Genomic DNA, 19,503 nt, shown 5'->3' with positions numbered 1-19,503 from the left:
GAACTCAGGAAGTACGGCGGCAGCAACACCGGGGCTGCCGCATGCCCTCCGAACCTCAGATGTTGATGGGCTCGGAATCTTGGAACCCGGTTGGCGCTTTGAGGAAAGGGTAGGGGATGGCCAGGATCAAGACCGAGCGAAACCAGTGCCTGCCGCTGTTCGCCAGGATCGCCGTGGAACGGCTCGATGCTGATGCGTCGCTGCGCAAGGCGGAGACGCTGGATGCGCTGCTGGACGCCTACGCACGCACCTATGGCCTGTCCTGCGACGACCGCACAAGGGAGGTTTGCCACGAGGTTTGCGCGAGCCGCTTCGGCTGCACTTTCGCGGGCGCGAAATTGGTGGTCACGACCGCAAATGTGTCTGTGATGCCGATGCAAAATGAAGCATAACGCACGTCAAAAGTCTGCGATTTCACTTGTCAAACGCGCGTCAGATGGATAAAATTCAACCCATGCCAGGCGACACAGATCGCAGGCGGCACCAGCGGGTGCAACCCTCGCGCCGTGGGATACGGCGCATGTCACACCAAGGAAGGAAGAGCATGTTCAGCAAGAACTACGTGGAACTGATCGGCAACCTGGGCCGCGACCCGGAAATCAAGTCGTTCCCTGACGGTGGCCGGGTGGCGAATGCGCGCCTGGCGACAACCGCGCGCTGGAAGGACAGAGAGTCGGGCGAGCGCCGCGAACACACCGAATGGCACAACCTCGTCTTCCGTGGCGATGGTCTGGTGCGCATCGTCGAGGACTACGTGCGCAAGGGCGCCTTCGTGCTGGTCGAGGGGCACCTGCGCACCCGCAGGTGGCAGGACAAGGACGGCCAGGACCGCTACGTCACCGAGGTGTACGTGGACAAGATCGGCCTGCTGGACAAGGCGGAGAGCGAGGCCGGCCCGGGAGGCGGTGCGAGCGAGCGGGATGACGACATGCCGTTCTAGGGGTTCTGGTGCGAATTTTCTGCGCAGGCGAACGACGTCGTGTGTGCGTTGCGCCGGTCAGGCCGAAAGCACCGCGTTCCAGATTGCAGGCGCGGCATGGCCTTTGAGGTGCAACCGACAAAGGTTGAACTGTCCCTTGCGGATGCGATGCAGCAACTCCACGCCGGCGATCGTCACCGCCGCGCGATCGAAGACCTTGAAGCCAAGCATGGGCTTGATGCGCGACTTCACGCCTCGATGGTCCTGCTCGACCATGTTGTTCAAATATCGCGACGATCGCAGCCGTGTGCCTTGCCAGCGAGGGCTCTGCGCGGGCAACTCACGCACCGCGCGGTGCGAGGCGACGTAGCCGTCCAGCGTGATGCTCAGCGGAGGTCGGCCCTGAGTCTGCAGCGCCTTGCGAAAGAACGCCTTGGCAGCTTTGACATCGCGGTTGGCGCTCAGTCGGAAGTCGACGGTCTGGCCTTCTCGATCGACGGCGCGATAGAGATATGTCCACTTGCCGCGGATCTTCACGTAGGTCTCGTCGACGCGCCATGAGCGACCGGCCTTGCGGGCGAAACGGTTCCAGCGCTTTTCGAACTCGGGCACGAATCGCTGGACCCACCGCATGATGGTCGTGTGGGCCAAGGCCAGGCCGCGCTCCGCCATCATTTCCACCAGGTCACGCAGACTCAGCTTGAAGCGCAGGTACCAGCGAACGCACAGGACGATGATCTCTCGCTCGAAGTGCCGCCCCTTGAACAGTTCGTCCATGCTTTGCAGCCTCTGCGCCATCGGTCCGCCTTCAGTTCGAAAGCCACAGCCTACCGGAGGCGACGATTTGCACCAGAGCCGTTCTAGGGAGATCCTGAACAAGTGGTATGCGAAGGGGCAGGAGAAGTCGGGCCAGATGAAGCAGCTGGCGGAGAACATGGGCGAGCAGGCGCGCGAGCGCACCGAACCCGGCGGCTACCCGCAAGGCGGCGGCATGCCCGGCGGCAACACGCCGATGCCGGCGGACAAGCGCCACGAGGCCGAAGGCGGCTGAACGTTCGCGTGTCCGAACCAGGCCCCGCGCGTCAGGGACGCCGGGGCTTGCTCTCGTGCACTCCATGGCGTCCGAAACTATTACATTAACCGTTAATGCATTCTTTAACGGAAGAAGACCATGGGTGTGCGAGCCGCAGACGTTGTCCCGATCAGTGAAGCTCGTGCCAGGTTGACGGAACTGGCCGAGGATGTCGTCGGCCGCGGCAGCGAGAAGGTGCTGACGAAAAACGGCGCGAGCTATGTTGCGCTCGTCGATGCCCGGAAGCTGGACTATTACCACGCGCTGGAGGCCGAACACGCCGGACTGGTGCTCGCCCAAGGAGCTCTCGAAGGCCTCGCGGACCTGGAAGCGGGCCGGGTGATCGAAGACTCGGAACTGGACCAGGCACTGGCCGTGACCCGCGTGAAGCCTCGCAAGAAGGCCTGATCCAGCGTGGTGTTTCCAGTCAATGCGCGTCTCCAGGCTGCGCATTCCTTCGTCCGCGATGTGCGTTCCGCGCATGCGTTCTTCATCGAGCAGGATCCCGCCAGCGCAGACGAGCGATACGAACTGCTGCTGCAACGGCTGCAGGAGGCGCGCGGCCACCTGCGCTGGAACCCGGCAGCCGGCCGCCCTGCCCGCTTCCTGCAGGCGCAGTCCACGCAGGGCCGCGTCCTTGCAGCGCGGGCGATGGCACTGGCCGCGGCCCACGGGTTCCCCCATCTACGGGAGTTGGTCGTCAAACGTCATGTCCTGCTCTGCGCACATGATGAGAACCGTGTGCTGCTGCTGGCGCTGAAGCACGAGCGGCAATTGATGTTCAAGTTCGATCAGGATCTTCCATAGGTCGCCATGGCTGCCCAACCCGTGATCCAGAGCCTGCTGGACACCGATCTCTACAAGTTCACGATGTGGCAGCCGATGCTGCACCGGCACCCGCAGACGCAGGCGCTGTACCGCTTCGTCTGCCGCAACCGGCCGGACTATCCGCTGGCCGAGCTGGCGCACGAGGTCAACGCGGAGCTGGACGCGCTGTGCGACCTGCGTTTCCGCCGCGACGAGCTGGCTTTCCTGGGCAGCCTGCGCTTCATCCGCAGCGACTTCGTGGACTTCCTGCGCATCTTCCACTTCCAGCGCGACTTCATCCGCGCCTGGGCGGACGGCGAGCAGCTGCGCATCGAGGCGCGCGGGCCGCAGGTGCACGTGATGGGCTTCGAGATCTTCGTGCTGGCGATCGTCAACGAGCTGTACTTCCGGCGCTTCGATGCGGCGGCCGCGCTGGTGACAGGCCGCCGGCGCCTCGCCGCCAAGGTGGAGCAACTGCGCGCCTTCGCCGCCGAGCCGCCGCTGGCGAATCCCTTCGAGTTCTTCGACTTCGGCGTGCGCCGGCGCTACGCCCGCGACTGGCAGCGCGAAGTGGTGGCCACGCTGGCGCGCGAGCTGCCGGCGCTGTTCAAGGGCACGTCGAACGTGCTGCTGGCGCGCGACCTGGGCATCGTGCCGATCGGCACCATGGGCCACGAGTACCTGCAGACCTTCCAGGCCGTGGGCGTGCGGCTGCGCGACTTCCAGCGCGCGGCGCTGGAGGAATGGGTGCAGGAATACCGCGGCGACCTGGGCATCGCGCTCACCGACACGGTGGGCATGGACGCCTTCCTGGCCGACTTCGACCTGTACTTCGCCAAGCTGTTCGAGGGCCTGCGGCACGACTCCGGCGACCCGGTCGCCTGGGGCGAGAAGGCGCTGGCGCACTACGAGAAGCTGCGCATCGACCCGCAGCGCAAGCGCCTGGTCTATTCCGACAGCCTCGACGTGGGCAAGGCGATCGCGCTGTACCGGCACTTCGGCGACCGCGTGCAACTGGGCTTCGGCATCGGCACCAACCTGACCAACGACGTCGGCCTGCAGCCGCTGAACATCGTGATGAAGCTGGTGGAAGCGAACGGCCAGCCGGTGGCGAAGCTGTCGGACACGCCGGGGAAGGCGCTGGCGACGGACGAGACTTTCCTGGCGTATCTGCGGCAAGTCTTCGGTGTTGCTCCCTCTCCCCCTTAGGGGGAGAGGGAGGGGGTGAGGGGGAGGCGCGCCACCACCCTCACCCCAACCCTCTCCCGCGAGCGGGAGAGGGAGTTTCTTGTTGCCGCGCCCACGCCCCTACGGTTCCGGCCGCATGGCGAAATGGCCTCCGACGACGACCAGGCCGACGGCCAGGACCTGGCCGGCGGACAGCGGCTCCGAAAGCGCCAGGACGGCGAAGCCGACACCAAAGAGCGGCACGAGGTTCATCGCCGGCGTGGTGCGGATGGCACCGATGCGCCCGATGGAGTGATACCAGGCGAAGTTGCCGAGCGCCGCTGCGACGACGCCGGAGAACGCCAGCCACAGCCAGGGCGCCGCCGTCCACGCATCCGGAAGGACAGTTGGCTGCGGAGACAAGGCAGCGTGGATCGCCAGCAGCAGCGTGCCGACCGTGTGCGTCGCCGCGGCCACCACCATGGGATGCGCGCGTCCGGCCAACGCCTGGATGAACTCGCCGCCGATCGCCCAGCACAACACGGCCAGCAGGATCAGCGCATCGCCCGTGTGGATCGCGCCGACACCCGCGCCCGGCCGGCCCAGCACGATGAACGCCACACCCACGATCCCGGCCGCGACCCCGGCCAGGCGCGTGCGCCCGGGCGCCCGCAGGCGGTACAGCGCGCCGAGCAGGAGCGCCGCGGCCGGCGTGAACGCCACGATCAGCGAGGCGTTGCTGGCCGTGGTCGTTTCCAGCCCCTGCACCAGCAGCACCTGGTAGCCGTACACCAGCAGTGCGCTGCAGGCCAGCAGCGCGCCCCCCTGGCGCCACGACAGGCGCGGCACGCGCAGGTTCATGCGCCAGACGATGAACGACATCGTGAGGGCCGCCAGGCCCATGCGCAGCGCCGCCAGGGTCACCGCATCGAAGTAGGCCGTCATCACCTTGACGGCGGACATGTTGATGCCCCAGGCCGCCATGGCCGCCACGAGCGTCCAGTGCATCAATGCCGCTGCCAGGCGATCAGGCCATCGAGTGCCTCGACCACGCTGCCACGCACCCGCACCGGATTCAACTCGAGCGCCTCGAGTTCGTCCCCCAGCGCCGCTGCGAGACGGGCCACCTGCCGGATGACGGCGATCAGCGCCGGCCGGTGCACGGCAGGCAGGCCGTGGCCGCCGTCGAGGAGCCGGGCGCCCTTCAGCCGCTCCAGCATGTCGGCGATGTCCTGGTCCGCCGCCGGCAGCGGGCAGACGACCGTGTCGCGCAGCAACTCGGTCCACACGCCGCCCAGCCCGACGACCAGGGCCTGCCCCCACGTGGGATCGGACTTCACCCCCACGATCAGCTCCAGGCCGGCACCGCGCATCGGCATCAGCAGCGCGCCGTCGACCACCGCCTGCGGTTGCCGGGCCGCCGCTGCCATGACCGCGGCCCACGCGTCGCGCACGCCGGATGCGTCCGCGATGTCCAGGACCACCCCGCCCATCGCGCTCTTGTGCGCGATCTGCGCCGAGGAGACCTTCAGCACCACCGGATAGCCGAAGCGCTCGGCCGCGGCCACGGCCTCGTCGCCAGTGCGCGCCAACGTCCACGGCACGGTCGGCACGTCGGCCTGCTGCAGCAAGGCCAGCACCTCGTGTTCGGCCATGGCCCGCCCGGTCGCGAAGCCCGGCAACGCAAGCGGCGGCAGGGCGGCGGGTGGCTGCTGCGCCAGCCGGTCCACGCGACTGCGCCACTCGGCGGCCCGCACGAAGGCCTGCAAGCCGAACTGCAGGCCGCCGATCTCCGGCGGGAGCCCGGCGTCGCGGCTGAATTGCACCTCGAAGTCGGAGATGTCGCACAGCGAATCGGCCACCAGCAGGATCGGAACGGGCGACCTGGCCACGGCGTCACCCCAGGGACGGTAGCGCGCCACCACGGGCGCGGGATCCGCCGGCGTCGCGCGCCAGGGGTTGCGGCCCACGAAAAGCACGTCGATGTCCCCGGCGCGCGAGAGCGTCTCCATGACGCGCGGAAAGATCGTGATGTCGGTCTGCGCGATGCCGGTGGTGTCGAGCGGGTTCGACACGGCGGCGCTGGGCGGCAGGATCGCGCGCAGCTCCGCCTGCACGTTCGCGCTGAACGCCAGCAGCTCGATGCCGACCTCCTCGGCCCGGTCCGCGAACATCTCGCAGAAGCCTCCGGAAATGGCCAGGAACGCCGCACGCTTGCCGGTCGGCGCCCCGTGGTTCCCCAGGTAGGCCGCCGTCACGACGAGTTCTTCCACGCTGGCAACGGCGATCACGCCGAGCTGGCGGAACGCCGCTTCGTTGACCTGCTGGTCACCGGCCAGCGCGCCGGTATGCGAGATGGCGGTGACGGCGCCGATGGCCGAGCGGCCGGCGCGCAAGGCGACGATGGGCTTCTTCGCCGCGGCGGCGCGCAGGCAGGCCCGGCGGAACGCCACGTGGTCGCGCACGGTTTCGATGAAGGCGGCGATCACCTGCGTGTGCGGGTCGTCGACCAGATGCTCGATCACGTCGTGGATGCGGACGTCCGCTTCGTTGCCCACCGCCACCACCGTGCCCAGGCCGACGCGGCGCGAGAGCATGCCGCGGATCAGCGTGTGCGCGATGATGCCGCTCTGCACCACGGCACTGACGGGCCCGGCAGCGACGGGGCGGTCAGGATAGGCCGGCGGCTCCAGCGGCGAGCCGTACAGCAGCGCCCTGGCGTGCAGGTTCAGGTAGCCGATGGTGTTGGGGCCGAGCACCCGCAGCCCCTCGCGGGCGGCGACTTCGACGAGTTCGTTCTGCAGCAGTGCGCCGTGCTCGCCCTCCTCGCTGAAGCCACCGGCCAGCACCACCAGGTTGAAGATGCCCAGCGCGGCGCATTCGCGCGCCAGCGCCGGCACCCGCGCCGCGCCGAGCAGCGAGAACACCGCGTCCACGGGCTTGCCGATGCTGGCCAGGTCCGGCCAGGCCTTCTGCCCGTGCACCTCGGCCTGCTTCGGGTTGACGAGGAACACCTCTCCGGCGAAGCCGTGGCGCAGCAGGTTGCGGTAGGCGCACTGCGACATGTTGTTGTTGTCGCTCGCGCCGACGAAGGCCACGCTGCGCGGCGCCAGCAGCCGCGCCAGGCTGCCGCGCCCCGCCGGTTCCCGGCCAGGGGAAGCCTGGGTCGAATCGGAATGGCCCATGACGCCTCAGTGCACGTCGCCGATCTGGGCGCGTCCCTCGCGCAGGCTGCGGAAGATCCAGGCGAGGTTCATCTCGTCGCTGCCTTCCCAGATGCGCTGGATGCGCAGGTCGCGGTACCACTTCTCGATCGGCATCTCCTTGGCGTAGCCCATGCCGCCGTGGATCTGCAGCACGCGGTCGACGACGCGGTTGGCCATGTTCGCCACGAAGAACTTCGACACGCAGGAGGCCTGCCGGTAGTCCTTGTCCACGCTGGCCTGCCAGGCGCAGTCCAGCACCAGCAGCTTGGCCGCGCGGATCTCGGCTTCCGACTCGGCGATCATGAACTGGATGTTCTCGCGCTCGGCCAGCTTCTTGCCGAAGGTCACCCGGTTCTCCGCCTGCTCCATCGCCATGGCCAGCAGGCGCTCGGACGCGCCGACGTTCTTGCCGCCGAGGATCCAGCCGCGGTTCTTGTAGATGAAAGCCATCGCGACGCGGAAGCCGTCGTTCACCTTGCCGACGACGTTGCGGTCCGGCACGCGCACGTTGTCGAAGTGCAGCGAAGCCGGGTCGTGCGCGCCCATCATGCGGATCGGCGACGACTTCCAGCCCATGGCGCGGTCCACGAGGAAGGCGGTGACGCCGTTCGCGTCGCCCTCCTCCGGCGTGCGGAAGAACGCGATCACGAAGTCGGCGTCGTTGCCGTTGGTGATCCAGGTCTTCTCGCCGTTCAGCACCCATTCCTTGCCCTGGCGCACGGCGGTGGCCTTGATGTTGCGGGCGTCGGAGCCCACGCCCGGCTCGCTCAGCGCGAAGCCCGCGCTGCGCTCGCCCTGGATCACCGGGATCAGGTAGTCGGGTTTCTGGTCCTCGTTCAGCAGGAACAGCACGTTCATCGCCGAGCCGCCGAACTTGAAGTTGACGAAGCTCTTGCCCGTCTCCATGTGGATCAGCGCTTCGGCCACCGGGCCGACGTTGGCCCCGCCGTATTCCTCGGGCGTGTCGATGCCCCAGAAGCCGGCTTCCTTCGCCTTCTTCTGCAGGGCCTTCAGCTCGCCCTTGTCGAGTTCGGCGGAACCGCCCTTGAGCGCGCGGTGCAGCAGCGGCTGCTCGTAGGGCATCACCTCCTTCTTCATGAAGGCGCGCACCGCGTCCTGGATCATGCGCTGTTCGTCGGTCAGGGAGAAATCGATCATGGTGTCGGGTCCGGTGGGGCGAACGTGGGGAAGGAATTCAGGCGGCGGCCAGCCCGGCGCGCACCAGCAGCGGCTTCATCTCGCGGAAGTACTTCTCGGCCCAGGCCGCGTACTCGCGCGGGCCGAGCTTCCAGCGGCGCGTCACCAGCTTGTCCATGAGCGCGTCGTGCTCGGGCGCATTCATCGCTTCGTCGAACGCGGCATGCAGCGCCCGCACGGCGGATTCCGGCGTGCCCTTGCGCGCGACCAGGCCGTAGGAGCTCCAGGCCACCACCTCCCAGCCCTTCTGGCGCAGGGTCGGAATGCCGGGCAAGGCGGGCGACGGCTCCTCGTCGACGATGGCGAGCAGCTTGTACATGCCCTGGAAGGCGTTCTGCACCACGCTGCCGGCCTCGAGGATGAAATCGACGTCCCTCGCCATCAGCGCGCGGCTGGTGTCCGCCATGCCCTTGTAGGGGACGTGCAGGAACTTCGCGCCGGTGAGGCGTTCGAGCTCGATCAGCGCCAGGTGCCCCGTGGTGCCGTTGCCCGCGGTGCCCACCGTGTACTTGCCGGGCGCGCCCTTCCCCGCGGCGATGACCTCCTCGATGTTCTTCCAGGCGCTGTCCTTGTGGGCGAGCAGTCCGAAGGTGTAGAGGGAGAGTCCGCACACGTACTCGAAATCGCGGATCGGATGCCACGCCGTGGGCTGCATGTGCGGCATCCGGTAGGCGTTGGGAAGGACGATGGCGAGCGCATGGCCGTCCGGCCTGGACGTGGCGACCGTGGCCCCCGGCAGGGTGGTGCCCGCACCGGGCCGGGACTCGACGATGAAGGGCTGCCCGAGGATGCGTGACGCGCGATCCGCCAGGAACCGGGCATGGACGTCGGTGGCGCCGCCGCCGGCGGCCGGCACGTAGATCGTCACGGCACGGGTCGGTCGCCAGTCCGGCGCCGCCAGGGCACCGCGCGCAACGCCTGCGAATGCCGCGGCGCCCACCACGGTGGAAGAAAGGAACTGGCGCCGATCGAACATCGCGGCGTCTTTCGAATCATGCATGTGCGTCTCCAGAAATCGATGCGCCCGACGATACGGACCGCACATGCGAGGCGGTAGTATTGATTCCGGAGGTGCGATAACTTGGAGGCATCGTGACGCTGCAGCAGATCTGGGACTTCATCGCCGTGGCGCAGCACGGCAGCCTGCATGCGGCCGCCCGCATGACCGGGCAGGCCCAGCCGGCGATCAGCAAGTCGCTGCGACGCCTGGAGGAATCGCTCGGTGCACCGCTGTTCGTCCGCGGCGCCAAGGGCATCCGCCTCACCCCCTACGGCGAGCGTTTCCTGGGCCATGCGCGGCTCATCGCCGCCGAGAGCGACCGCGCGCGCCAGGGCGTGGCCGAACTCCTGGGCAACAAGCTCTCGGTCGTGCGCTACGGCGTCTCGCCGATGTCGTCGGTGCTGCTGGCGCCGGGCGCGGTCGTCGGCTTTCGCCGCAAGCATCCCGACGTGGAGCTGCATTCGTCCAGCGGGCTGTTCCACACGCTGTCGCCCTTGCTGCGCGAAGGCCAGATCGATTTCGCGGTGTGCCCGGCTCCCGACCAGCCGGCGCCCGACCTGGCGCAGGTCGAACTGGTGCACTGCCAGGTCTGCGTCGTTGCGCGGCCGGGCCACCCGCTGGCGCACGCCACCCGCCTGGAGCAGCTGGCCGAGGCCACGTTCGTGGTGGGCGCGCCGTACGGCGTGGCCGGGGCCGGCGTGCGCGGCGCCTTCGCGCGGCTCGGCCTGCCGTCCCCCAAGGTGGACATCTATCTCGATTCGATGATCGACACCCTGGCCTTCGTGAGCAGCACCGACCGCCTGGCGCTCCTGCCCAGCCTGTTGATGGACACGCCGCTGCTCAAGGGCGGCCTCGCGGTGCTGCCGATCCGCGAGCCGCTCACCGACTACCAGATCAGCCTGATCTACCGGCGCGACACGCCCCTGACGGCGGCCGCGCAAGCGCTCAGCGCGATGTTCGAACGCGAGGCAGCCTACCTGGTGTCGGCCCGCCGCAAGGCAGCGGCGGGCCGCTAGCGATCAACCGATGGTGATGGCGCGGTCGCGGATCAGGGCCATCCAGCGGCGGTATTCCAGTTCGACGAAGTCGCGGTACTCCTGCTCGCCGCCGAGGAAGGGCGTCAGGTCCGGCGTGAGCACGGCCTTGACCTCCGCGCCGCGCATCGCCGCATGGAGCGCGGCCCGCAGCGCCACCACCACGTGGTCCGGCGTCGCCGCGGGGACGACCGCTCCGGCCCAGAAGTACGACTCGATCTGCGGGTAGCCGGCTTCCTTGAACGTCGGGATGTCCGGATAGGCCGCCATGCGCTTGTCGCCGCTGAAGCCCAGGATCTTCAGGTCGCCCTTCTTGTAGTGCTCGCCGGTCGTGGCCACGGTGCCGACCATGCCGGGCAGCGAGCCGCCGAGCACGTCCAGCGCCATCGGGCCGTCGCCGCGGTACGAGACCATCTGCGTCTTCATGTGTTCCAGCTGCGCCAGGTACTCGATGGTCAGGTGCGACGTCCCGCCGGGCCCGGCCGTGCCGTAGATCATCGGCTTGCCTTCCTTCCTCGCCAGCTCGACGAACTCCTTGAGCGAGTTCGCCGGCGAGCTCTTGGGCACCGCGAAGACCAGGCCACCCCGGTACAGGGTGGTGACCATCCGGACGTCCTCCAGCTTGTACGGCAGGTTCTTCATCAGGAGCCGGTTGGTGGTGAGCGCGTTGGACGGCGCCCAGCCGATGGTGTAGCCATCCGGCTTGGCGGCGAGCACGGCCTGCATCGCGATCACGCCCTGGCCGCCGGGCTTGTTCTCCACGACCACGGGCGTCTTGAGCGACTCCGACATGTGCTTGGCGACCGCCCGCGCGATCGCGTCGGTCGGCCCGCCCGGCTGGTAAGGCAGCACGAGCTTGATCGGGCGCGACGGGAAAGCCTCCTGCTGCGCCGGGGCGGTGGCCGCCAGGCCCATCACGAGGCCGAGGCCCACGAGAACGTTGCGGATCATGTCTTGTCTCCTGTAGTGGCTTGAATGCATTCCATCCCGCTACGCCGGGATGCGCGTGGCTTCGCGCAGCTGCGCCTCGTAGTGCTCCGGCCAGCTCTTGCCCTTGTCGACGAGCGTTTCGCCGCCGCGTGCATTGCGGTAGATGGACGGGTCCTGCACGCCCGGCGGCAGCTCGCCGGTCGACGCGTAGGCGCGGGCGGCCTGCAGCAGGCGGCGGCGCGTGCGCGCGATCATCACGTCGCTCGGCACCAGGTGCTCGCGGCTGCGGTCGGTGATCTCGCCCATGGACTCGGTCACGGCCTGGTCCTGCATGGGCACGCACAGGATGCCGGAGTAGATCCGGCCGTCGCGCTGCGCGTCGCGGTCGATCAGGTAGTCGTTGCGCGGGTTCTGCACCGGCGCCCAGCGGCCGAACCAGTCGGTGGTGCGCGGCGCGTACTGGATCGGTGCGATGCCGGGTAGGTCGTTGCCGTCCTTCATCTTCTTGAACACCGGCGGCCGCTTCTTCCAGCGGATGGTGACCGACATGGTGTGCGTGTCGTCCAGCGGCACCCAGGCGCGCGAGAAGATGTTGGTCTCGAACTCGCCTTGCGGCGCCTGCGTCCAGAACGGGAACAGGAAGTTGGCGAAGCGCAGGTAGGACTTGCCGTCGCCGGCTTCCTTGGCCGCGCAGTAGGTCGTTCCCCAGGGGGCATCCGACACCTCCAGTTCCGGCGCCCGGTTGCCCACCACGTAGCGCATGAGGTCGGACTCGTTCAGCTGCTCCGGCTCCACGTGGCCCACGTGCAGGAAGCCCAGGTGCGAGGTGTCGATGTCGCCTTCGAGCGCCTGCAGGTAGTTGCACTCGCGCAGCAGGAACTCGATTTCCAGGTCTTCCGGGTTCGCGTCGGCGATCTCCATGTGCGGCAGCGGCGGCTTCTTCGCCGGGTCGCCCATGTAGACCCAGATCAGGCCCTTCTCCTCGTGCGTCGCGTAGCCCTGCGACTTCACCTTTTCCGGGCAGGCGTGCTGCTTCGGGACGTTGGGCATGTCGACGCAGGCGCCGGTGGCATCGAACTGCCAGCCGTGGTAGATGCAGCGCAGCCCGCCCTCTTCGTTGCGGCCGTAGAAGAGCGACGCGTTCCGGTGGGGGCAGCGATGGTCCATGATGCCGACCGACCCGTCCGGCGAGCGGAAGGCGACCAGGCGCTCGCCCAGCAGCACCAGGCGCATCGGGTCGCCGCCGGCCTGCAGCTCGCTGGAGAGCGCGGCGGGGATCCAGTAGCAGCGCATCAGCTGGCCCATCACGGTGCCGGGGCCGACGCGGGTGAGGTCGATGTTGTCCTTCTCCGCGCGGGACAGGACGGCGACGGGCTTCTCTTCGTTCATCTTCATGGCTTACTCACAGGTCCAACAACAATTCGGGGGAAGCCGCGCCGGAGCAGCAGATCATGAGGCTCCGGTTGGCGGCGCGTTCCGCGGGCGAAAGCACCAGATCGCGGTGGTCGGGTATGCCTTGCAGGACGGTCGTCTCGCAGGCTCCGCAGATGCCCTGCTCGCAGGCGGCGGGCACGTCGATGCCGGCCTGGCGCAGCACGTCGAGGATGCTGCTGCCGGGCGGCACGACCAGGCTCCTGCCGCTGCGCGCGAGCCGCACGGCGAAGCCGCCGGGCGCCGGCTCGGTGTCGGCGGAGAAGCGTTCCAGGTGCACCCGCTGCGCCGGCACGCCGGCGCAGGCCTGCTGGAAGGCATCGATCATCGCGGTGGGGCCGCAGCAGTAGAAATGGGTGCCGGGCGACGCGCTGCGCACGATGGCGTGGAGGTCCGGGCGCGGGCTGTCTTCGTCGGCGAAGCTCAGGGCGATCCGCCCGGCCTCCACGTGCCGCGCCATGCCTTGCAGCAGCGCCGCGCCGGAGCGCCGGCGCGCGCGGTAGTGCATCTGCCAGTCGCGGCCCAGCTCGTCGAGGCGCTGGGCCATGGCCCACAAGGGCGTCACGCCGATGCCGCCCGCGATCAGCACGTTGCCGTGCTCGCCCTCGTCCAGCGCGAAGTGGTTGCGCGGCCTGGCGACGCGCAGCAGGGTCCCCGGCCGGGCCTCGTCGTGCAGCCAGGCGGAGCCGCCGCGGCTGGCCGGCTCGCGCAGCACGGCGATCTGGTAGCGCTCCGTGGCGCCCCTTCCGCCGAGCAGCGAGTAGCTGCGGCAGATCTTGCCGGGCAGCTCGATGTCGATGTGCGCGCCCGGCGCATACGAGGGCAGCTCGCCGCCCTGCACCGGCCGCAGGTCGAACTGCGCGATGCCTTGCGCGAGCGGCGAGACGGCGTCGACGCGCACGCTGAGCCAATCGTCCATGGCCGCCTCAGGCCGCCTGCGCCTGGGCCGGCGCGGGGGCATGCTTCTGGTTCCACGCCACGGAGCTATAGGCGCAGCCGGTGATGGCCGTGCCTGGCTGGCTGGCCAGGTGCAGCACCACGGGCACCACCTCGCCCGGCTCGCCCAGCTTCATGTGCAGGCCCAGCTTGCGGCGGCCCTCCTCCATCTGGTCGACGCCGGTGGTGCGGATCGCGCCGGGAAACACCACGTTCACGGCCACGCCGTGCTCGCGCAGTTCCTCGGCCAGGTAGAAGCTCAGGTTGCTGAAGGCCGCCTTCGAGGCGTCGTACGGTTGGTTCAGGCGCAGGTGCGGCCCCATGGACCAGCGCTCGCCGTCGTGGGCGTAGCCGACCCCGCCCTTGGCCGAGATGTTGATGACGTGGCCGCGCTGGCGCTCGATCATGGGGCGGACGAAGGCGCGCGTGATCCGCATCTGCCCGACCACGTTGACGCTGAACATCCGCTCCCACTGCGCGTCCGTCACGTCCAGGACGGCGCAGGCGCCATCGGCCGGGAAGAAGTCGCGTTGCCGCATGGCGGCGTTGTTGACGAGGACGGTGGGCGCGCCGAAGCGTTGCAGCGTGGCGTCCAGCGCCGCGGCCACCTGCGACTCGGAGAGGATGTCGCAGGACAGCGGCAGCGCGCGCGGGTGGGCGTTCAGCTCGCGGTAGTACGGGTCGGCTTCGTCCCAGCGCAGATCCAGCGCGACGAGCTGGCCGCCCTGTGCGAGGACGGCCTGGGCAATGGCCTGGCCGATGCCCCGCGCGGCGCCGGTGACGACGATGACTTGGTCGGAAAGAAGGGATGGCATGGGCCCTTACCATAGCGATCGCAACCCGGGCGAAACAGCCGCAGCTTTGGCATAGCGATAGCTCCAGGGCATCACTTTGCGGCAGCCCCTGGGGAGGAGAACACATGGAAAAGAAGGCGGGCCTGATCGGTCTCGGCGCCATGGGCGCCGGCATGGCGAAGACGCTGCGCACGCGCGGCTACGAAGTGCACGTGTGCGACGTCCGCCCCGGCGTCGCGTCAACCTTCGCCAAGGACGGCGGCGTGGCCCACGCGACGCCGGCCGAAGTGGCTCGCGCCTGCCAGGTCGTCGTCAGCGTGGTCGTCAACGCGCAGCAGACGGAAGAAGTCCTCTTCGGCCAGGACGGCGCCGCCGCCGCGATGGGCCCCGGCAGCGTGTTCGTCATGTGTTCCACCGTCGACCCGAACTGGTCGATCGCCCTGGAAGCGCGCCTGAACGCGCTGGGCATCCACTACGTCGATGCGCCCATCTCCGGCGGCGCCGCCAAGGCGGCCAGTGGCCAGATGACGGTGATGAGCGCTGCCAAGCCCGAGGCCTACGCCGCCGCCGACGCCGTGCTCGACGCCATGGCCGGCAAGGTCTATCGCCTGGCCGACCGCGCCGGCGCCGGCAGCAAGGTGAAGATCATCAACCAGCTGCTCGCCGGCGTGCACATCGCCGCCGCCGCCGAAGCCATGGCCCTGGGCCTGCGCGAGGGCGTCGCGCCCGAGGCGCTGTACGAGGTGATCACGCACAGCGCCGGCAACAGCTGGATGTTCGAGAACCGCATGGCCCACGTGCTGGCCGGCGACTACACCCCGCTGTCGGCCGTGGACATCTTCGTCAAGGACCTGGGGCTGGTGCTCGACACGGCGCGCGCCACCAAGTTTCCGCTGCCACTCGCGTCGACCGCGCACCAGATGTTCATGCAGGCGTCCACCGCCGGCCACGGGCGGGAGGACGACAGCGCGGTGATCAAGATCTTCCCCGGCATCACGCTGCCGGGGAAGTGACGCGCAGCGCGCCTCAGAGGTCGAGCGTGAGGCGCGTGCCGCAGGCGCGCGAGACGCACACCATCATCGTCTGGCCGCTGCGGCGCTCCTCCTCGGACAGGAGCCCGTCGCGGTGGTCGACCGCCCCGTCCAGGACGCGCGTCTCGCACGAACCGCAGATGCCTTCCCGGCACGACGTGGGAACGAACACGCCGGCCTCGTCGAGCACGTCGGCGATGCTTCGATCCGCTGGCACATCGAGGGTCCTGCCGCTGCGCGCCAGCACCACCGAGAACGGCTGCGCGGCGGCCTGTGCCGCGACGGGCGCGCTGAAGCGTTCGATCCGCGGCGCCGGTCGCCCCGCCCTGGCGCAGCCCTCCTCGACCGCCTCCAGCAGCCCTTGGGGACCGCAGCAGTAGACCGCGGCCGCCGGCGCCGACTGCAGGCAATCGGCGACCGGCAGGAAGCCTCGCTCGTCGACCGGGAACAGGTGGACGCCCTCGCCTGCATCACCCAGCTCCTGGACGAACGCCATCGAGCCGCGGCTGCGACCACCGTAGAACAGCCGCCAGCGCGCGCCCTGCGCCCGGGCCTGCGCGATCATCGGGAGCAGCGGCGTGATGCCGATGCCGCCGGCGATGAACAGGTACTCGCCGGCCGGGTCCAGGCGGAAATGGTTCCTCGGCCCGCGAACGTCGAGCGACGCCCCCGGCCGCAGCGCGCCGTGGATGTAGCGGGACACGCCCCGCCCCTCCGGCTGGTGCAGGATCCCGAGGCGCCACGTCGGCGCGCCCAGCGGACCGCACAGCGAATACTGCGCGGTGCCGACGCCGTCGATGATCACGTCGATGTGCGCTCCCGGCTCCCAGGCCGGCAACGGCGCGCCCGTGGGGTCGGCCAGTTCGACCGAGAGGACATCGCACGCCTCCAGGCGCATGCCACGGACCAGGACGCGCCGGGTCTCGCCGTCGGCCGTGCGCGCGACGCTCATGCCCGGCGCGCCTTGTACAGGCTGCCGTGGGCCAGCAGCGCCTGGAACTCCTGCTCGGACACGATCTCCTCGGCGATCTCCACTTCGACCACGTGATCGGCCGGCGCACCGCGCACCACGCCGCGCGGGTCCTCGCCCCGCGCCACGGCATCGATGCACTCCTTGATGATGCGCCGCGACTTCATCACGCCGCGGTCGGACGAGGCGAGATGCTCGAGCTCGCGCGGCTGCAGCCTGCCCTGGCTCGCCTGGGTGAGCGTGTCCTGGCGCAGGATCACCGTGGCCCCCTTGGCGCCCCCCGAGAAATAATCCGGATAGGCCGGCGTTCCCGGCCGGATGTATTCCTGGAACGGCTGCGGCACCGGCATCTCGTAGAGGGTGGGATCGGCGTCGTAGTTGAACGGCGTCGGCCGGCCGTCCGCGTCGAAGGGCGCGAACAGGACTTCCCATTCCACCGAGTTGTAGTCGTCCATCGGCACCACCCAGACGCAGCGGATCGTCGACGGTCCCTGGATCGTCTTCTCGGTCGTGTCCGGGATCGGCACCTTCATGCCGTTGGGCGCGAAGAAGTGCACTTCGCGGACGTAGCGCGTGCCCTGCTCGGGGCCGTCGCGCACGGCCACCGCGATCGAGCCCAGCTCCGTGTCGAAGTAGTGGCACTCCGGCGGCTGCAGCCAGGGCTGCACTTCCCGGTGCAGCACCGTGGTGTGCGTCGGGTCCTGGTGGTTGTCCACCATCTGGAGCCAGTTGGAAGGCACGTAGCGCGCGAAGGCGGGGCGGCGCGTGCCGTTGCTGGCGACCAGCACGTCCAGCCGCGGCAGCATGGGCGCCGGCGCCGGCCCCATGTACGCGAAGATCAGGCCGCCCAGTTCCTCCACCGGGTAGCTCACCTGGCGGATGCGGTCCTTGAAGCGGCTTTCGGCCGGCTCGCAGGGCTGGTCCAGGCATTGCCCGGAAGGAGAGAACAGCCAGCCGTGGTACGGGCAGCGCAGGCCCTGCTGGTCGACATAGCCGGCCGCCAGCGACGCGCCCCGATGGGGGCAGCGCGAGTCGATCAGACCGCACTCGCCATCGGGCTTGCGGAACAGCACCAGCTCTTCGCCGAGCACCTTCACCAGCTTGGGCGTGTCGCGCAGGTCGGCGCTGACGCCGACGGGGTGCCAGTAGCGGCGCAGCATGCGGCCGCCGGGGGTGTCCGCGCCGACGCGGGTGAGTTCTTCGTTTTCTTCGACTTTCATTGCAAGGACCCGGAAGGGGAAGAGGGTTGGACGGCCGGCGCGCGGCGCCGGAAGCGGAACAGGGACACGACGCCACGCGGCGCCCACAGCACCATGGCGACGAAGCTCAGGCCGAGCAGCAGCGGGTACCAGGTCGAGGTGCTCAGGATCTGCTTCAGCGACATGAACAGCGCCGCGCCCAGCACGGGCCCGAACAGCGTCTGCAGGCCACCGAGCAGCACCCAGATCACCACCTCGGTGGACAGCGCGGGGCCCACGAGGTCGGCCGACAGCGTGCGCACCAGCAGCGCGTACAGCACTCCGGCGATCCCGGCGATCAGGGCGGACGCCAGCGTCACCAGCAGCTTCACCGCATTCACGTCGTAGCCCAGGGCTTCGACGCGCCGCTCGTTCGACTTGATCGCCAGCAGCAGCAGGCCGAAGTTGGAGCGCACCAGGGCCCGCGCCCCGAGGTAACAGGCCACCGCCACGGCGGCGACGATGGCGTAGCCCAGCTTCGGCGGCAGCGCCGCGAACGAGCGGTTGCGCGGCAGCAGCAGGCCGTCCTCGCCGCCGGTCAGGCCGGTCGCGGCCAGCACGAAGGTGAAGAATGCGAACGAGGCCAGCAGCGTCACGATGATGTAGCCCGTGCCGCCGGTGCGCAGGGCGAAGTAGCCCACCAGCACCGCCAGCAGCACCACGGCCAGCAGGGCCGCCGCGATCGCGAGCGCGAAGCTGTCCTGCCGCAGCAGCACGATGCTGAAGGCGTACGCCGGCACGCCGAAGAAGACGGCGTGGCCGAAACTCGGCAAGCCCGTGTAGCCCAGCAGCAGGTCCAGCGACACCGCGAACAGGCCCCAGATCAGCAGCTCGGTGGCGATGTAGACGCCGAAGCGCGACAGGAACAGCGGCACGGCGAGCAGCACCAGCGCGAGCAGCGCCAGCACGCGGCCGGAAAGCACCGGGGCGTTCATGCCCGCACCCCGGCGCGCCGCCAGATCACGATGGACATCAGCAGCAGCAGCGTGAGCAGCGAGGCGAACGTCGGCTTCATGCCGAGCGACAGCACCGACTGCATCACGCCGGCCAGCAAGCCTGCCAGCAAGGTGCCGCGCACGTTGCCCATGCCGCCGACCACCACCACGACGAAGGCCATGATGAGGATCTCCAGCCCCATGTGCGGATAGGCGCTCGTCACCGGCAGCATGAAGGCGCCGGCCAGGCCGGCGAGCCCCGCGCTGATCACGCTCACGAGGAAGTAGACCTTCCAGGTGGAGACGCCGACGACCGAAGCCGCCTCCTCGTTGCTGGCGATCGCGCGGATCAGGATGCCCTGGCGCGAGCGCGCCAGGAACACGCTCAGCAGCGCGATCATCGCCAGGCCCAGCGCCATCACCAGCACGCGGTACTTGCCGCCCAGGAAAGGCAGCGTTCCTTCGAGCGGCAGGTCGACCAGCTTGAAGTCTTCGCCGAAGACGTGCTGCGCCAGTTCGCGCAGCACGTAGCCGATGCCCAGCGTCAGCAGCGCCCAGCGCAGCGGGCCGGAGCCGAGCATGCGGCGGAAGAACATCATCAGGATGCCGCCGCCGATCAGGCCGGTGGCGATTGCCGACAGCACCACCGCCAGCCAGAAGTTGCCGAGCCAGCCCTGGAACACCCAGGCCAGGTAGGCGCCGAGCATGTAGAACTCGCCGTGGCTCAGGTTGACGATGTGCAGGATGCCGAAGACCAGGCTCAGGCCCAGCGCCGTGAGGGCGATCGTCGTCCCCACCAGCAGGCCGTTCGTGAGCTGGATGCCGAGTTGCTCCAT

21 protein-coding genes are annotated in these 19,503 nt (G+C 69.2%); 8 read left to right on the top strand and 13 right to left on the bottom strand.

What is annotated here, in order from left to right:
- Window positions 1-116 precede the first annotated feature (116 nt).
- Window positions 117-392, top strand: a complete 276-nt coding sequence (locus tag Q392_RS21585; protein WP_051953838.1) for a hypothetical protein — start codon at window positions 117-119, stop codon at window positions 390-392.
- Window positions 393-544: 152 nt separating this feature from the next.
- The gene (locus Q392_RS21580) at window positions 545-940 is read left to right on the top strand and encodes a single-stranded DNA-binding protein (protein WP_051953837.1); all 396 of its coding nucleotides are present in this window, start codon (window positions 545-547) and stop codon (window positions 938-940) included.
- Window positions 941-997: 57 nt separating this feature from the next.
- Here Q392_RS21580 and Q392_RS21575 read toward each other — a convergent pair whose 3' ends face one another.
- A complete protein-coding gene (locus Q392_RS21575; RefSeq protein WP_245610774.1) occupies window positions 998-1,705 on the bottom strand; it encodes an IS6 family transposase in 708 nt (235 codons plus the stop codon).
- A 58-nt stretch (window positions 1,706-1,763) separates the two neighbouring features.
- Between Q392_RS21575 and Q392_RS32965 the strand changes: the two genes are divergently transcribed.
- The 4 genes from Q392_RS32965 to pncB all read left to right on the top strand — a co-directional run bounded on the left by Q392_RS32965 (window position 1,764) and on the right by pncB (window position 4,007).
- Window positions 1,764-1,970 (top strand): hypothetical protein, encoded by a 207-nt coding sequence (locus Q392_RS32965; protein WP_157008126.1) that lies wholly within the window; start codon window positions 1,764-1,766, stop codon window positions 1,968-1,970.
- A gap of 120 nt (window positions 1,971-2,090) precedes the next feature.
- Window positions 2,091-2,399, top strand: coding sequence for a type II toxin-antitoxin system Phd/YefM family antitoxin (locus Q392_RS21570; protein WP_038212145.1), 309 nt, complete (start codon window positions 2,091-2,093; stop codon window positions 2,397-2,399).
- Window positions 2,400-2,405: 6 nt separating this feature from the next.
- Window positions 2,406-2,798, top strand: a complete 393-nt coding sequence (locus Q392_RS21565) for a hypothetical protein (RefSeq protein WP_157008124.1) — start codon at window positions 2,406-2,408, stop codon at window positions 2,796-2,798.
- Between the two features lie 6 nt (window positions 2,799-2,804).
- Window positions 2,805-4,007, top strand: coding sequence for a nicotinate phosphoribosyltransferase (pncB, locus tag Q392_RS21560; RefSeq protein WP_038212135.1), 1,203 nt, complete (start codon window positions 2,805-2,807; stop codon window positions 4,005-4,007).
- 99 nt (window positions 4,008-4,106) lie between these two features.
- On the opposite strand, the gene Q392_RS21555 is transcribed toward pncB, so the two are convergent.
- From Q392_RS21555 to Q392_RS21540, 4 genes are read right to left on the bottom strand one after another with little or no spacing between them, the layout of a single operon-like run.
- Window positions 4,107-4,973 carry a DMT family transporter gene (locus Q392_RS21555; RefSeq protein WP_038212133.1) on the bottom strand — a complete coding sequence of 289 codons (867 nt, stop codon included), beginning with the start codon at window positions 4,971-4,973 and terminating at the stop codon, window positions 4,107-4,109.
- Entirely contained in the window at window positions 4,973-7,150 is a 2,178-nt protein-coding gene (locus tag Q392_RS21550; protein ID WP_051953836.1) for an acetate--CoA ligase family protein, read from the bottom strand. The genes Q392_RS21555 and Q392_RS21550 overlap by 1 nt, the downstream gene beginning before the upstream one ends.
- Window positions 7,151-7,156: 6 nt before the next feature.
- Window positions 7,157-8,329, bottom strand: coding sequence for an acyl-CoA dehydrogenase family protein (locus tag Q392_RS21545; RefSeq protein ID WP_038212131.1), 1,173 nt, complete (start codon window positions 8,327-8,329; stop codon window positions 7,157-7,159).
- A 37-nt stretch (window positions 8,330-8,366) separates the two neighbouring features.
- Window positions 8,367-9,368, bottom strand: coding sequence for a tripartite tricarboxylate transporter substrate binding protein (locus tag Q392_RS21540; protein WP_051953835.1), 1,002 nt, complete (start codon window positions 9,366-9,368; stop codon window positions 8,367-8,369).
- Between the two features lie 92 nt (window positions 9,369-9,460).
- On the opposite strand from Q392_RS21540, the gene Q392_RS21535 reads away from it, so the two are divergent.
- Complete coding sequence (locus tag Q392_RS21535; protein ID WP_038212128.1) at window positions 9,461-10,384, top strand: LysR substrate-binding domain-containing protein; 924 nt, start codon at window positions 9,461-9,463, stop codon at window positions 10,382-10,384.
- Between the two features lie 3 nt (window positions 10,385-10,387).
- On the opposite strand, the gene Q392_RS21530 is transcribed toward Q392_RS21535, so the two are convergent.
- Genes Q392_RS21530 through Q392_RS21515 form a run of 4 tightly spaced genes read right to left on the bottom strand, consistent with a single transcriptional unit; the run spans window position 10,388 to window position 14,514 of the window.
- Complete coding sequence (locus tag Q392_RS21530; protein WP_051953834.1) at window positions 10,388-11,353, bottom strand: Bug family tripartite tricarboxylate transporter substrate binding protein; 966 nt, start codon at window positions 11,351-11,353, stop codon at window positions 10,388-10,390.
- Window positions 11,354-11,392: 39 nt separating this feature from the next.
- Window positions 11,393-12,727: a Rieske 2Fe-2S domain-containing protein gene (locus tag Q392_RS21525; RefSeq protein WP_245610773.1), complete on the bottom strand. Its 1,335-nt coding sequence runs from the start codon at window positions 12,725-12,727 to the stop codon at window positions 11,393-11,395.
- 7 nt (window positions 12,728-12,734) lie between these two features.
- Window positions 12,735-13,682 (bottom strand): PDR/VanB family oxidoreductase, encoded by a 948-nt coding sequence (locus tag Q392_RS21520; RefSeq protein WP_038212119.1) that lies wholly within the window; start codon window positions 13,680-13,682, stop codon window positions 12,735-12,737.
- Window positions 13,683-13,689: 7 nt separating this feature from the next.
- Window positions 13,690-14,514 carry an SDR family NAD(P)-dependent oxidoreductase gene (locus tag Q392_RS21515; RefSeq protein WP_038212117.1) on the bottom strand — a complete coding sequence of 275 codons (825 nt, stop codon included), beginning with the start codon at window positions 14,512-14,514 and terminating at the stop codon, window positions 13,690-13,692.
- Between the two features lie 104 nt (window positions 14,515-14,618).
- On the opposite strand from Q392_RS21515, the gene ltnD reads away from it, so the two are divergent.
- Entirely contained in the window at window positions 14,619-15,506 is an 888-nt protein-coding gene (gene ltnD, locus Q392_RS21510; protein WP_038212115.1) for an L-threonate dehydrogenase, read from the top strand.
- Window positions 15,507-15,519: 13 nt separating this feature from the next.
- On the opposite strand, the gene Q392_RS21505 is transcribed toward ltnD, so the two are convergent.
- From Q392_RS21505 to Q392_RS21490, 4 genes are read right to left on the bottom strand one after another with little or no spacing between them, the layout of a single operon-like run.
- Entirely contained in the window at window positions 15,520-16,476 is a 957-nt protein-coding gene (locus tag Q392_RS21505; RefSeq protein WP_038212112.1) for a PDR/VanB family oxidoreductase, read from the bottom strand.
- Window positions 16,473-17,714, bottom strand: a complete 1,242-nt coding sequence (locus tag Q392_RS21500) for a Rieske 2Fe-2S domain-containing protein (protein WP_038212110.1) — start codon at window positions 17,712-17,714, stop codon at window positions 16,473-16,475. The genes Q392_RS21505 and Q392_RS21500 overlap by 4 nt, the downstream gene beginning before the upstream one ends.
- Window positions 17,711-18,667, bottom strand: coding sequence for a branched-chain amino acid ABC transporter permease (locus Q392_RS21495; protein ID WP_038212108.1), 957 nt, complete (start codon window positions 18,665-18,667; stop codon window positions 17,711-17,713). The genes Q392_RS21500 and Q392_RS21495 overlap by 4 nt, the downstream gene beginning before the upstream one ends.
- Entirely contained in the window at window positions 18,664-19,503 is an 840-nt protein-coding gene (locus tag Q392_RS21490) for a branched-chain amino acid ABC transporter permease (protein WP_038212100.1), read from the bottom strand. The genes Q392_RS21495 and Q392_RS21490 overlap by 4 nt, the downstream gene beginning before the upstream one ends.

It is taken from the genome of Xenophilus azovorans DSM 13620, from assembly GCF_000745855.1.
Lineage (GTDB): Bacteria > Pseudomonadota > Gammaproteobacteria > Burkholderiales > Burkholderiaceae_C > Xenophilus > Xenophilus azovorans.
The sequence above is the reverse complement of the archived record's forward strand: the minus strand, read 5'-3'. Positions and strand labels throughout refer to the sequence as shown.

Bases quoted from the DNA above. Each gene is read 5' to 3' on its own strand.
- Q392_RS21550 (WP_051953836.1), bottom strand. From the start codon at position 7,150: ATGGGCCATTCCGATTCGACCCAGGCTTCCCCTGGCCGGGAACCGGCG.
- Q392_RS21495 (WP_038212108.1), bottom strand. From the start codon at position 18,667: ATGAACGCCCCGGTGCTTTCCGGCCGCGTGCTGGCGCTGCTCGCGCTG.
- ltnD (WP_038212115.1), top strand. From the start codon at position 14,619: ATGGAAAAGAAGGCGGGCCTGATCGGTCTCGGCGCCATGGGCGCCGGC.
- Q392_RS21530 (WP_051953834.1), bottom strand. From the start codon at position 11,353: ATGATCCGCAACGTTCTCGTGGGCCTCGGCCTCGTGATGGGCCTGGCG.
- Q392_RS21540 (WP_051953835.1), bottom strand. From the start codon at position 9,368: ATGCATGATTCGAAAGACGCCGCGATGTTCGATCGGCGCCAGTTCCTT.
- Q392_RS21500 (WP_038212110.1), bottom strand. From the start codon at position 17,714: ATGAAAGTCGAAGAAAACGAAGAACTCACCCGCGTCGGCGCGGACACC.
- Q392_RS21545 (WP_038212131.1), bottom strand. From the start codon at position 8,329: ATGATCGATTTCTCCCTGACCGACGAACAGCGCATGATCCAGGACGCG.
- pncB (WP_038212135.1), top strand. From the start codon at position 2,805: ATGGCTGCCCAACCCGTGATCCAGAGCCTGCTGGACACCGATCTCTAC.
- Q392_RS21515 (WP_038212117.1), bottom strand. From the start codon at position 14,514: ATGCCATCCCTTCTTTCCGACCAAGTCATCGTCGTCACCGGCGCCGCG.
- Q392_RS21570 (WP_038212145.1), top strand. From the start codon at position 2,091: ATGGGTGTGCGAGCCGCAGACGTTGTCCCGATCAGTGAAGCTCGTGCC.
- Q392_RS21490 (WP_038212100.1), bottom strand. From the start codon at position 19,503: ATGGAGCAACTCGGCATCCAGCTCACGAACGGCCTGCTGGTGGGGACG.
- Q392_RS21520 (WP_038212119.1), bottom strand. From the start codon at position 13,682: ATGGACGATTGGCTCAGCGTGCGCGTCGACGCCGTCTCGCCGCTCGCG.
- Q392_RS21555 (WP_038212133.1), bottom strand. From the start codon at position 4,973: ATGCACTGGACGCTCGTGGCGGCCATGGCGGCCTGGGGCATCAACATG.
- Q392_RS21585 (WP_051953838.1), top strand. From the start codon at position 117: ATGGCCAGGATCAAGACCGAGCGAAACCAGTGCCTGCCGCTGTTCGCC.
- Q392_RS21505 (WP_038212112.1), bottom strand. From the start codon at position 16,476: ATGAGCGTCGCGCGCACGGCCGACGGCGAGACCCGGCGCGTCCTGGTC.
- Q392_RS21525 (WP_245610773.1), bottom strand. From the start codon at position 12,727: ATGAAGATGAACGAAGAGAAGCCCGTCGCCGTCCTGTCCCGCGCGGAG.
- Q392_RS21580 (WP_051953837.1), top strand. From the start codon at position 545: ATGTTCAGCAAGAACTACGTGGAACTGATCGGCAACCTGGGCCGCGAC.